The 13267-nt window shown below is 70.8% G+C and carries 8 protein-coding genes; 3 read left to right on the top strand and 5 right to left on the bottom strand.

Translation table 11 applies throughout. The features are described 5' to 3' along the window. Positions 1–33: 33 nt before the first annotated feature. Complete coding sequence (locus ACFVWY_RS11550; protein ID WP_389869980.1) at positions 34–2607, bottom strand: DEAD/DEAH box helicase; 2574 nt, start codon at positions 2605–2607, stop codon at positions 34–36. An 83-nt stretch (positions 2608–2690) separates the two neighbouring features. Between ACFVWY_RS11550 and ACFVWY_RS11545 the strand changes: the two genes are divergently transcribed. Continuing rightward, complete coding sequence (locus ACFVWY_RS11545) at positions 2691–3482, top strand: metal-dependent hydrolase (RefSeq protein ID WP_389869977.1); 792 nt, start codon at positions 2691–2693, stop codon at positions 3480–3482. Positions 3483–3551: 69 nt separating this feature from the next. Here the strand turns inward: ACFVWY_RS11545 and ACFVWY_RS11540 are convergent, their stop codons facing one another. The 3 genes from ACFVWY_RS11540 to ACFVWY_RS11530 form a co-directional block, all read right to left on the bottom strand. After that, entirely contained in the window at positions 3552–5003 is a 1452-nt protein-coding gene (locus tag ACFVWY_RS11540) for a Gfo/Idh/MocA family protein (protein ID WP_389869974.1), read from the bottom strand. Between the two features lie 250 nt (positions 5004–5253). After that, positions 5254–8205, bottom strand: a complete 2952-nt coding sequence (locus ACFVWY_RS11535) for an FAD-binding and (Fe-S)-binding domain-containing protein (RefSeq protein ID WP_389869972.1) — start codon at positions 8203–8205, stop codon at positions 5254–5256. An 81-nt stretch (positions 8206–8286) separates the two neighbouring features. After that, complete coding sequence (locus ACFVWY_RS11530) at positions 8287–8730, bottom strand: MarR family winged helix-turn-helix transcriptional regulator (RefSeq protein ID WP_389869971.1); 444 nt, start codon at positions 8728–8730, stop codon at positions 8287–8289. Positions 8731–8880: 150 nt separating this feature from the next. Here ACFVWY_RS11530 and ACFVWY_RS11525 point away from each other — a divergent pair, with 150 nt between their 5' ends. Further along, on the top strand, positions 8881–10686 hold the full coding sequence (locus ACFVWY_RS11525; RefSeq protein WP_389869968.1) for an ABC transporter ATP-binding protein: 1806 nt from the start codon (positions 8881–8883) through the stop codon (positions 10684–10686). Between the two features lie 441 nt (positions 10687–11127). Further along, a complete protein-coding gene (mltG, locus tag ACFVWY_RS11520; RefSeq protein WP_389869966.1) occupies positions 11128–11976 on the top strand; it encodes an endolytic transglycosylase MltG in 849 nt (282 codons plus the stop codon). 93 nt (positions 11977–12069) lie between these two features. Here mltG and ACFVWY_RS11515 read toward each other — a convergent pair whose 3' ends face one another. After that, positions 12070–13158, bottom strand: a complete 1089-nt coding sequence (locus tag ACFVWY_RS11515; protein ID WP_389869963.1) for an FAD-dependent oxidoreductase — start codon at positions 13156–13158, stop codon at positions 12070–12072. Between the last annotated feature and the right edge of the window lie 109 nt (positions 13159–13267).

The raw sequence follows: 13267 nt of genomic DNA, 5'->3' as shown, positions 1-13267 counted from the left end.
CTCGCTGTGACCGTGCCCCCAGGGCGTACACCCTCACAACTGCCCCACGGAGGTGACCTTGACGACGGCCCGGCCCTCCTCGTCGGAAGCGGCCAGGTCGATCTCCGCGCTGATGCCCCAGTCGTGGTCGCCGTTCGGGTCGGCGAAGCTCTGCCGGACCCGCCACAACCCGTGCGCGGTGTCCTCCTCGATCCGCAGCAGCTTCGGGCCACGGGCGTCGGGACCGGTGCCCAGATCGTCGTACTCGTCCCAGTAGGCGTCCATCGCCTCGCCCCAGGCGTCCGCGTCCCAGCCCGTCTCGCCGTCCAGCTCTCCCAGCTCGCCCACCTTGTCCAGCGCGGCCAGCTCCACCCGGCGGAACATCGCGTTGCGCACCAGCACCCGGAAGGCGCGGGCGTTGGCCGTCACCGGCTTCACCTCGTCGGCCTTCTCCTGCGCCTCCTCGGCCGTCTCCACCTCCGGGTTGGCCAGCTGCTCCCACTCGTCGAGCAGACTGGAGTCCACCTGGCGGACCATCTCGCCCAGCCAGGCGATCAGATCCTCCAGGTCCTCGGACTTGAGGTCGTCGGGAATCGTGTGCTCCAGCGCCTTGTACGCGCTCGCCAGATACCGCAGCACGATGCCCTCGGTACGGGCCAGCTCGTAGTGCGAGGTGAACTCCGTGAACGTCATGGCACGTTCGTACATGTCGCGGATGACGGACTTCGGCGACACCGGGTGGTCGCCCACCCACGGGTGGCTCCTGCGGTACACGTCGTAGGCGTGCCACAGCAGCTCGCTCAGCGGCTTCGGGTACGTGACCTCCTGGAGCAGCTCCATCCGCTCCTCGTACTCGACCCCGTCCGCCTTCATCTGCCCCACGGCCTCGCCGCGCGCCTTGTTCTGCTGCGCGGCGAGGATCTGCCGGGGGTCGTCGAGCGTCGACTCGACGACCGAGACCATGTCCAGGGCGTACGAGGGGGAGTCCGGGTCGAGCAGGTCGAACGAGGCCAGCGCGAAGGTGGACAGCGGCTGGTTGAGCGCGAAGTCCTGCTGGAGATCGACCGTGAGCCGGACGATCCGGCCCTCCGCGTCCGGCTCGTCGAGCTGCTCCACCACGCCGCCGTCCAGCAGCGAACGGTAGATCGCGATGGCCCGCCGGATGTGCCGCAGCTGCGCCCTGCGCGGCTCGTGGTTGTCCTCCAGCAGATGCCGCATCGCCTCGAAGGCGTTGCGGGGACGCGCGATCACGGACAGCAGCATGGTGTGCGTGACCCGGAAGCGGGAGGTCAGCGGTTCCGGATCGGACTGGATCAGCTTGTCGAAGGTGGTCTCCGACCAGGCGACGAAACCCTCGGGGGCCTTCTTGCGGACCACCTTGCGCTTCTTCTTCGGGTCGTCGCCCGCCTTCTTGACGGCCTTCTCGTTCTCGATGACGTGCTCGGGCGCCTGCGCCACCACGAAGCCCGCCGTGTCGAACCCGGCCCGGCCCGCCCGCCCGGCGATCTGGTGGAACTCCCGGGCCCGCAGCGTACGCACACGGGTTCCGTCGTACTTGGTGAGTGCCGTGAAGAGCACGGTGCGGATGGGGACGTTGACGCCGACGCCGAGGGTGTCCGTACCGCAGATCACCTTCAGCAGACCGGCCTGGGCCAGCTTCTCCACCAGCCGCCGGTACTTCGGCAGCATGCCCGCGTGGTGCACCCCGATGCCGTGCCGGACGTAGCGGGAGAGGTTCTTGCCGAACTTGGTGGTGAAGCGGAAGTTGCCGATCAGGTCGGCGATCTTCTCCTTCTCCTCCTTGGTGCACATGTTGATGCTCATCAGCGACTGCGCCCGCTCGACGGCCGCGGCCTGCGTGAAGTGCACGATGTAGACCGGCGACTGCCGGGTGTCCAGCAGCTCGGTCAGGGTCTCGGTGATCGGGGTCAGCCGGTACTCGTAGCTGAGCGGCACCGGCCGGGTCGCGGAGCGCACCACGGAGGTGGGGCGGCCGGTGCGGCGCGTCAGGTCCTCCTCGAACATCCGGACGTCGCCGAGCGTGGCCGACATCAGGATGAACTGGGCCTGCGGAAGCTCCAGCAGCGGGATCTGCCAGGCCCAGCCGCGGTCCGCCTCCGCGTAGAAGTGGAACTCGTCCATCACGACCTGGCCGATGTCGGCGTACTTGCCGTCACGCAGCGCGATGGAGGCCAGCACCTCGGCCGTGCAGCAGATCACCGGGGCGTCGGCGTTGACCGAGGCGTCGCCGGTGAGCATGCCGACGTTCTCCGTGCCGAACAGCTTGCACAGGTCGAAGAACTTCTCCGAGACCAGTGCCTTGATCGGCGCGGTGTAGAACGTGACCTTGTCCTGGGCCAGCGCGGTGAAGTGCGCGCCTGCCGCGACCAGGCTCTTCCCGGAGCCGGTCGGGGTGGAAAGGATCACGTTCGCACCGGAGACCACCTCGATCAGCGCCTCCTCCTGGGCCGGATAGAGGGTGATGCCCTGGGTGTCGGTCCATGACGAGAAAGCCTCGAAAAGGGCGTCGGGGTCGTCGGTCGGGGGCAGCTGATCGATAAGGGTCACGCCCCCATCTTGCCTTCCTTCCGCCCGGATGAGGGAACCGGACGACCGTATGAAGATCATGAGCGATACGCTTCCCACTCAACTCGGCCGTGCCTGGGTGGCCATGGCGGCGAAGTGAAAAAGACTCTGGGGGCGGAAGAACCATGATGGGACCGGCACACTCTCTGTCCGGGGCGGCGGCCTGGCTGGGGGCGGGTGCCGCGGCGGCCGCCGCGGGCCATCCGATGCCCTGGCCCGTCCTGGTCGTGGGCGCCCTCATCACCGCCGGAGCGGCGCTCGCCCCGGACCTCGACCACAAGTCGGCGACCATCTCGCGCGCCTTCGGGCCGGTGTCCCGGGGGCTCTGCGAGATCGTCGACAAGCTGTCGCACGCCGTCTACAAGGCCACCAGGATGCGCGGCGACTCGCAGCGCAACGGTGGCCACCGCACCCTGACGCACACCTGGGTCTGGGCCGTCCTGATCGGCGCCGGGGCCTCCGCCGCAGCGATCACCGGCGGCCGGTGGGCGGTCCTGGGCATCCTCTTCGTCCATCTGGTGCTGGCCGTCGAAGGGCTGCTGTGGCGGGCCGCCCGGGTATCCAGCGACGTCCTGGTGTGGCTGCTCGGCGCGACGAGTGCCTGGATACTGGCCGGGGTCCTGGACCAGCCGGGCAACGGTTCCGACTGGCTGTTCACCGCCCCCGGCCAGGAGTACCTGTGGCTCGGGCTGCCGATCGTGCTCGGCGCCCTCGTCCACGACATCGGTGACGCGCTGACCGTCTCCGGCTGCCCGATCCTGTGGCCCATCCCGATCGGCCGCAAGCGCTGGTACCCGGTCGGCCCTCCGAAGGCCATGCGGTTCCGGGCCGGGAGCTGGGTGGAGCTGAAGGTGCTGATGCCGGTGTTCATGGTGCTCGGGGGAGTGGGCGGAGCAGCCGCGCTGAACGTCTTCTGAGGACCGGGGAGCTGTGGGACGGGCGGCCCGGGGCACCTGCCCCGGGCCGCCCGCCCGCGTGCACCGCCGTCAGGCCTTCTCCGGGTTCTCCGAATCCATGCCGGAGCGGGCCTTCCTCCACTCACCGCGGGTGAAGTCCGGTATCAGCTGCGGGGCGCCCTTCGCCTTGATGGACAGATGGCTCAGCGGCACCGGTGAGGTCCAGGTCGCCGCGTCGTACACGTCGAAGTCGGGGACCAGCCCGAGCCGCATGCACTGCATCAGCCGGAACACCAGCATGTAGTCCATCCCGCCGTGACCGCCCGGCGGATTGGCGTGCTCCTTCCACAGCCAGTGGTCCCACTCCCGGTACGCGGCGAAGTCGCCCCAGTTGTCGTCGGTGTGGTCGGGCTCGATGTAGATCCGCGCGGGGTAGTCCTCGAAGACCCCCTTCGTACCGCCGAGACTGTTGATCCGCGAGTACGGGTGCGGGGTGGAGACGTCGTGCTCCAGCCGGATGACCCGGCCCCTGGCGGTCTGGACGAGACTGATCGTCCGGTCGGACTCGATGTACGTCTCCTTCCAGCTGGGGTCACCGGCAGGCATGTGCTTCGCGCGGTACTCGGCGAGACCGAGGGCCGGGGAACCCACACTGGTGATGCTCACCGCGCGGTCGCCGCGGTTGATGTCCAGGTAGTTGGCGACCGGGCCGAAGCCGTGGTTGGGGTAGAGGTCGCCGCGCAGCCGGGTGTGCCAGAGCCTGCGCCACGGCCCCTCGTAATAGCCCGGGTCGAACATCAGACCGCGCAGGTCGTGGTTGTACGCGCCCGCGCCGTGCAGCAGATCGCCGAAGAGACCGGCGTGCGCCATGCGCAGTACCCGCATCTCGTTCTGCCCGTAACAGCAGTTCTCCAGCTGCATGCAGTGGCGCCTGGTGCGTTCGGAGAGGTCGACCAGTTCCCAGAGCTGGTCGAGCTGGAGAGCGATCGGACACTCCACACCGACGTGCTTGCCGTTCAGCATCGCGGTCTTCGCCATCTGGAAGTGGAAGTCCCAGGGCGTCGCCACGTAGACGAAGTCGATGTCCCCGCGCTCGCAGAGCTTCTCGTAGTCGTCCTCCCCGTTGGTGTAGACGGCGGGCGTCGGCTGGCCCGCGGCGGTCACCTTGGCCGCGGCCCGCCGCGCCTTCTCCTTGACCGGGTCACAGACGGCGACGACCCGTACGCCGCCGACGGCGAGGAACAGGTCGATCATGCTGCCGCCGCGGTTGCCGAGGCCGACGATGCCGACCCGGACGGTGGAGCGCGGCTCGAAGGGAACCCCCACCATGGTCCTGCCCTGGCGCTTCGGGACCTCGGGGGCCCGGTCCGCGGCGGCCTGCGCACCCGGTCCGGGGGCGGCGCTCGCGGCGGGGGCCCCGAGGGCGCCGAGGCCCAGACCGGCACCGGCCACCCCGGCGGTCGTCCGGAGGGCCGAGCGGCGGCTCATCGCGCCCTCGTCGCCGTGGTGCGTTCCGTCGTTCTGCTGTGCTGCGTCGTTCATCGATCCTCCGTAAGGGGGGTCTGACGTGCGCGGCTCGGGAATGAACTCCGGTGAAGACCTTGGTAGTCGGGGCGGCCGTTACGCAAGGGGGACGATTGGACTCCTGTGCCGAAACCATGGACTTTCGTGGCCCGCCCGAGGCCCTGCGCACAGGTACGCGGAAGCCGGGCGGGCCCGTTGCCTGCGGGCCCGCCCGGCTTCCGTGCGGGTGTGGACGAGGGGCGCGTACGGGGCCGGCCGGCCCCGGCGGTCAGCGCGTCGCGGCCTTGGGCCGGGTCGCCCGCTCCAGCTCCATCAGCACCGAGTAGTACGTATGGCCCGTGGCCCGGTCCATGCCGATCTCGCACATGCGGTTGGCCGAGAGATACGCGTCGTACGCGCGCCCGTTCACTTCGGCGGCCTCCTTCGCCGTCGCCGAGGCGGTCAGCTCCTTGTGCAGCATGCCCCGGTCGCCCGCGAAGGCGCAGCACCCGGCGTCGTCAGGGATGACGACCTCCTCGGCACACGCCTCCGCGACCGTACGCAACTGCTCCACATCGCCCAGATGCTCCATGGAGCACGTCGGGTGCAGGACCGCCGAGCCGGTCTTCCGGAGCACCGTCAGCTCCGGCAGCAGCTCGTCGGCCGCCCAGACCAGGGAGTCGACGACGGTCAGCTCCCGGTGCAGCTCCCGATTGTCGTCGGTGAGATACGGCACCACCTCGTGGGCGATGCCCAGGGTGCACGACGAGGCGTCGACGACCAGCGGCAGCCTGCCCCCGGCCGTCCAGCCCCAGGCCGCCTCCACGATGCGGTTGGCCATCACGGTGTTGCCCTCGTCGTAGCCCTTGGAGTGCCAGATCGTCGCGCAGCAGGTCCCGGTGACATCGTCGGGAATCCACACGGGCTTCTTGGCGCGGGCGGAGACGGCGACGACCGCCTGCGGCAGCGAGGGACCGTGGTGGCCCTCGGGGCCGCCGAAGATGCGGTTCACACACGCCGGGTAGTAGACGGCGCGCGCTCCGGTGCGGGAGGTCCGGGGCAGCTTCCGGGCGGCGGCGCCGGGAATCTCCGGCAGCCACTCGGGCACCAGGTCGGGGCGCACCGCCTTGCGGGCGAGCGCGGTCACGGTCTCCAGCGGCCCGTCGCCGATCCGGTCGCCGATCCGGGCGGCGGCGGCCACCGCGAGCCGGGCCGCCGCCTCCACCGCCTTGAAGTTCTTGGCCGTGAGCGCCGCGATCCGCTCCTCGCGCGGGGAGTGCCGCTGGTGGCGGAAGTCCTTCATCAGCGCCCCGGTGTCGATTCCCACCGGACAGGCGAGCTTGCACGTCGAGTCGCCCGCGCAGGTGTCCACGGCGTCGTAGCCGTACGCGTCGAGCAGCTGTGTCTCCACCGGTGAACCGGCCGGCTGGCGCATCATCTCGCGGCGCAGCACGATCCGCTGGCGCGGGGACGTGGTCAGGTCGTGGCTGGGACACGTGGGCTCGCAGAACCCGCACTCGATACAGGGATCGGCGATCGCCTCGACCTCGGGGATGGTCTTCAGCCCGCGCAGATGGGCCTTCGGGTCACGGTCCAGGACGATCCGGGGGGCCAGCACCCCGTCCGGGTCGATGACCTGCTTGGTGCGCCACATCAGCTCGGTCGCCCCGGGGCCCCACTCCAGCTCCAGGAACGGCGCGATATTGCGGCCGGTGGCGTGCTCGGCCTTCAGGGAGCCGTCGAAGCGCTCCACCGTCAGTCGGCAGAAGTCGTCCATGAACGCGGCGTAGCGGTCGACGTCGGACGGCTTCGCCGCGTCGAAGGCGAGCAGGAAGTGCAGGTTGCCATGGGCCGCGTGGCCCGCTACGGCGGCGTCGAAGCCGTGCCGCGCCTGGAGCCCGAGCAGGGCCTCGCAGGCCTCGGCCAGCCGGGCGGGCGGCACCGCGAAGTCTTCCGTGATCAGGGTCGTACCCGAGGGCCGGGAGCCGCCGACCGCGGTGACGAACGCCTTGCGGGCCTTCCAGTAGCCGGAGATGACCTTGGCGTCGCGGGTGAACGCGTTGGTCACGGAGGCGACGGGCGCGACCAGGTCCAGCTCCTCGACCACGGCCGCCGCCGCCCGCTCGTACCTTTCCTGGCCGGACTCGTCGGGAGCCCGGAACTCCACCAGCAGCGCCGTGGTCTGGCCAGGCAGGTCGGCCCAGTCCGCGGGAACGCCCTGGACGCGCACCGAGGCGCGGAGCGTGTTGCCGTCCATCAGCTCGACGGCGATCGCCCCCGCCTCGTTGAAGCGGGGCACCGCCGCGGCGGCCGCGGTCAGCGACGGGAAGAACAGCAGGGCCGTGGAGACGCGGCGGTCCAGCGGCAGCGTGTCGAAGACGACCTCGGAGATGAAGCCGAAGGTGCCCTCGGACCCCACCATCAGACCGCGCAGGATCTGGACCGGGGTCGAGCCGTCCAGGAAGGCGTCGAGGCGGTAGCCGTTGGTGTTCTTGATCTCGTACTTGGCGCGGATACGGGCGGTGAGGCCCGCATCCGCCTCGATCTCCGCCTTGAGGGCCATCAGCCCTTCGCACAGCCGCGGCTCGGCGTGGGCCAGGTCCTCGTCCGCCGCCGGGTCGGCGGTGTCGACGACGGTGCCGCTCGGCAGGACGAAGGTGAGGGAGGAGACCGTGCGGTACGAGTTACGCGTGGTGCCCGCCGTCATCCCCGAGGCGTTGTTGGCGACGACCCCGCCGATCGTGCAGGCGATGGCACTGGCCGGGTCGGGGCCCAGCAGCCGGCCGTGCCGGGCGAGGGCGGCGTTGGCCCGCACCACCGTCGTGCCCGGCCGGATGCGGGCCCGCGCCCCGTCGTCCAGGACCTCGATGCCCGCCCAGTGGTGGCGGACGTCGACCAGGATGTCCTCGCCCTGGGCCTGGCCGTTGAGGCTGGTGCCCGCCGCCCGGAAGACGACCTCACGGCCCTTCCCGTGCGCGTACGAGAGGATCGCCGAGATGTCGTCGATGTCCTCCGGGACGACGACGACCTGCGGGACGAAGCGGTAAGGGCTGGCGTCGGAGGCGTACTTCACCAGGTCGGAGACCTTCCACAGCACCTTCTCCGGCCCGAGCAGGGCGACGAGGTCGCCGCGCAGCGGCTCCGGCGTGCCCGGAGCCTGCCGGGCGGCCACCCGGTCCACGGACGGGGTACGTGCCGCTCCGGGGCGGAGGGCTTCCGGCTTGGGCTCCAGCAGTGGCATGTCGAGCTCTCCTCGGCGGTTCGGTTCGGTGTACCGGCGCACGCGCGTCACCCGAGCGGACGCACCTACGCCGTGACATGTCTAGCAGCGGCGCTCCGGCATCCCGTTGACCAGGGCGGTCAGAAGATCACCGAGCACCTCGCGCTGAGCGGCGGTCAGTGGGGCCAGGATCTCCTCTGCGGCGGCCCGGCGCGCGTCACGCAGCGACCGGAGGGTGGCGAGACCCTCCTCGGTGATCTCGATCCGGACCACCCGCCGGCTGTCGGGATCGGGGGCGCGCCGCACCCGCCCGCTCGCCTCCAGACCGTCCACCAGTGTGGTCACGGCGCGGGGGACGACGTCCAGACGCTGCGCCAGATCGGCCATCCGGGGCGGGCCGTCGTAGTGGGCGACGGTGCGCAGCAGCCGGAACTGCGCGGGCGTGATGCCCATCGGCTCCAGCTGGCGGCTCTGGATGCGCTGGAGTCTGCGGGTCACCCGCAGCAGCTGCTCTGCGAGCACGCCGTCGGCGTCGGAGGATTCCATGGAGGGAACAATATCAGGATCTTGTTCATTGTGAGTATAGGTAACAATGAGCTAGGCTCGCGAATCCACTGGCCGTCCCCGCCCGGCCCCGTCCCGTTCCACTCGGGTCCGGTCCGGGCCACGGCGGCCGCGCATCCCACGAAGGAGCCCATGAAACCCGATCGGATCGACTGGACACCCCCGCCGAGGGACGCCGACCGTCCGCCTGCCGAGGTGCGCCGCATCCTGCGCCTCTTCCGCCCCTACCGGGGCCGCCTCGCCCTGGTCGGCCTGCTGGTCGGCGCCTCCTCGCTGGTGTCGGTCGCCTCGCCCTTCCTGCTCCGCGAGATCCTGGACACGGCCATCCCCCAGGGGCGTACGGGCCTGCTGTCGCTGCTCGCCCTCGGCATGATCCTCACCGCCGTGACCACCGGGGTCTTCGGCGTCCTGCAGACCCTCCTCTCCACGACGGTCGGCCAGCGCGTCATGCACGACCTGCGCACGGCGGTCTACGCCCAGCTCCAGCGGATGCCGCTCGCCTTCTTCACCCGGACCCGCACCGGCGAGGTCCAGTCCCGCATCGCCAACGACATCGGCGGCATGCAGGCGACCGTCACCTCCACCGCGACCTCCCTGGTCTCCAACCTCACCGCCGTGATCGCCACGGTCGTCGCCATGGTGGCGCTCGACTGGCGGCTCACCCTGGTCTCGCTCCTGCTGCTGCCGGTCTTCGTCTGGATCAGCCGCCGGGTCGGCCGCGAGCGCAAGCGGATCACCACCCAGCGCCAGAAGCAGATGGCCGCCATGGCCGCCACGGTCACCGAATCGCTCTCCGTCAGCGGCATCCTGCTCGGCCGGACGATGGGCCGCGCGGACTCCCTCACCAGGGGTTTCGCCGAGGAGTCCGAGAAGCTCGTCAGCCTCGAAGTGCGCTCCAGCATGGCCGGGCGGTGGCGGATGTCCACGATCGGCATCGTCATGGCCGCCATGCCCGCCGTCATCTACTGGGCCGCGGGGCTCGCCCTCCAGTCCGGTGGAGCCGTCGTCTCCCTCGGCACCCTGGTCGCCTTCGTCTCGCTCCAGCAGGGCCTGTTCCGGCCCGCTGTGAGCCTGCTCTCCACCGGGGTCGACATGCAGACGTCCCTGGCGCTCTTCCAGCGGATCTTCGAGTACCTGGATCTCGACGTGGAGATCGCCGAGCCCGTCAATCCGGTCCGCCTGGAGCGGATACGCGGCGAGATCCGCTTCGAGAACGTCGATTTCAGCTACGACGAGAAGAGCGGCCCGGCCCTCAGCGGCATCGATCTGACCGTTCCGGCGGGCGGCAGCCTCGCGCTCGTCGGGGCGACCGGCTCCGGCAAGTCCACCCTCAGCTACCTGGTGCCCAGGCTCTACGACGTCACCGGCGGCCGCGTCACGCTCGACGGTGCTGACGTGCGCGATCTGGACTTCGACACCCTGGCACGGGCCGTGGGCGTGGTCTCCCAGGAGACCTACCTCTTTCACGCCTCGGTCGCCGACAACCTGCGCTTCGCCAAGCCGGACGCCACCGACGCCGAGATCGAGACGGCGGCCCGCGCGGCGCAGATCCACGACCACATCGCCTCGCTCCCCGACGGCTACGACACCCTGGTCGGCGAGCGGGGATACCGCTTCTCGGGCGGTGAGAAGCAGCGGCTCGCCATCGCCCGCACGATTCTGCGTGACCCGCCCGTCCTGGTTCTCGACGAGGCGACCAGCGCCCTCGACACCCGGACGGAGCTGGCGGTGCAGGAAGCGATCGACGCGCTCTCCGAGGGCCGCACCACCCTCACCATCGCGCACCGGCTCTCCACCATCCGCGACGCCGACCAGATCGTCGTCCTGGACGACGGCCGCATCGCCGAGCGCGGCAGCCACGAAGAGCTGCTTCGGCAGGACGGCCGCTACGCCGCGCTGGTCGGCCGGGAGACGCATCCGGTCCCCGTGACCGGCTGACGGGCCCCGGCCATGCCCGGACCCGCGCGCACGCCCGCGCGCATCGGTCCGGAAACGCGGCGACGCCGCCGCTCCCGTGGGACGGGGAACGACGGCGCCGTGCGGAGCAACGGTCAGACGAGCCAACCCACGAAGTGGACGATGCCGGCGAGCAGGTTGGTGAGGATGTTCATGTCGGTGTTTCTCCTTGTGCGTGATGCATATGCGGGACAGCGCCGTCGCGGTCTGCAGCCCGTCGCTAGCGCCCTGTAATCATCCTGCGCCGTAAGGGAGTTGAGCAACGAATGACGGAACGATCACGCGTTCCAGCGAACACACGATCCCCTGTTCGTATGTTCCATTGACGGAAGGGGGCGGGAACGGAACGGGGGAGAGGTGACGGGCGGGAGGCGGGTCCGTGTCGTCCCGGGCGGGTTCCGGGCGCCGGGATAGCGTGCCCGCATGGTGAACGAGCCTCCGGGCGCACGGCCCCGCCGCAGAACCCGTCCGGCCTGGCGCGGCCGCCCGGCGCTGTTCATCGGCATCGCGCTCGTCCTCGCCGTGGCGGCCGCCGTACTCGTACCGCTGCTGACGAGAGAGCCACGGACCGAACGGGCCGGTTCGCTCGTGATCCCCGAGGGGTGGCGCGCCTCCCAGGTGTACGCGGCGGTCGACAAGGCCCTCGTGGCCGAGCCCGGCACCGCCGAGAAGGCGGCCGGCACGGCGGACCTGCCGCTCCCCGCCGAGGCGAAGGGAAACCCCGAGGGCTACCTCTTCCCGGCGACGTACCCCGTCACCTCCGCCACGACCCCGGGGAGCCTGCTCCGGTACATGGCCGACACCGCGCTGCGACGGTTCGGCGCGGACCACATCACCGAGGGCGCCCGGCGCAACGGTGTGTCGGTGTACGAGACGGTGACGATCGCCAGCATCGTGCAGGCCGAGGCGGACACCGTGGCCGACATGGGAAAGGTCGCCCGAGTGGTGTACAACCGGCTGCGCCGTGGCATGCCGCTCCAGATGGACTCCACGCTCAACTACGCGCTGAACCGCAGCACCCTGCACACCACCACGGGCGACACGAAGATCGACAGCCCGTACAACAGTTACGAGCACAAGGGCCTGCCGCCCACGCCCATCGGGAACCCGGGGGAGCAGGCGATGACGGCCGCGATCGACCCCACCCCCGGAGCGTGGCTGTACTTCGTCACGGTCGCGCCGGGAGACACCCGCTTCACCAGCAGCTATACGGAACAGCAGCGGAACGTCGAGGAGTTCAACCGAAACCGCCGCGGGGCGCCCAGCGACTGAGCGCCCCGCCCGTCGCTCCGCGAAGGGCGTCGCCGTGCCTGGGGGCTCCCACGCTGTACCGGGGACGGGTGCCACGGTGTCCGAGCGCTTCCGCTACAGCGCGACGGGTGCCTTCGTGTCCGGGTGGTCCAGCAGCCGGCCGAGGGCGTGCGCCGCGGCCCGTCCCGCCCGGTTGGCGCCGATCGTGCTGGCGGAGGGCCCGTACCCGACGAGGTGGACCCGCCGGTCGCGTACCGCCCGGGTGCCCTCGACCTGGATGCCGCCGCCCGGTTCGCGCAGCTTCAGCGGTGCGAGGTGGTCGATCGCGGCCCGGAACCCGGTGGCCCAGAGGATGACGTCCGCCCGGACCGTCCGGCCGTCGTCCCAGGCGACCCCGTCCGGGGTGATCCGGTCGAACATCGGCAGCCGGTCCAGCACCCCCGTCTCGCGGGCGCGGCGCACCGCCTCCGTGAGCGGCAGTCCCGTCACGCTCACCACGCTCTGCGGCGGCAGCCCGCGCCGTACCCGCTCCTCCACCAGCGCCACCGCGGCCCGCCCCCGGTCGGCGTCGAAGGGCCCGTCCCGGAAGACCGGTGGCCGACGCGTCACCCAGTACGTCTCGGCCGCCACCTCGGCGATCTCCATCAGATGCTGCGTCCCCGAGGCGCCGCCGCCGACCACCACCACCCGCTGCCCGGCGAAGGCCGCCGGGCCGGGATACCCCGCCGTGTGCAGCTGCCGCCCCCGGAAGGTCTCCTGGCCCGGGTAGTGCGGCCAGAACGGCCGGTCCCAGGTGCCGGTGGCGTTGATCAGGGCCCGGGTGGCGTAGGTCCCCTCGGAGCTCTCCACCAGCAGCCGGCCGTCGGCCCCCTCCCGCACCGCGGTCACGTCCACGGGGCGATGGACCCGCAGGTCGAAGGCGGACTCGTACTGGTCGAAGTACGCGCCGATCACCTCGGAGGAGGGGCGGCTGTCGTCGGCTCCGGTGAGTTCCATCCCGGGCAGGGCGTGCATGCCGTGCACCTTGCCGTAGGTCAGCGAGGGCCAGCGGTACTGCCAGGCGCCGCCCGGGTGCGGGGAACGGTCCAGCACGACGAAGTCGCGGCCGGGCTCCAGGCCGGTGCGCCGCAGGTGATAGGCGCTGGACAGTCCGGCCTGTCCGGCGCCTATCACGACGACCTCGACCTCGCGTGCGGTGACCACACCAAAATCGTTCACGTTTCTACTAACCGTGCGGGGTGCGGAGATCTTCCCAGTGAGCCGGTGAAGCGGTGAACCGGCCCGCCGGGAAGATCTCAAGGAAGGGGCGCAG

Origin of the sequence: Streptomyces sp. NPDC058195, from assembly GCF_042883525.1 — a bacterium.
Classification (GTDB): Bacteria; Actinomycetota; Actinomycetes; order Streptomycetales; family Streptomycetaceae; genus Streptomyces.
Note: the sequence above shows the minus strand (reverse complement) of the source record. Positions and strands in the feature narration are given on the sequence as shown.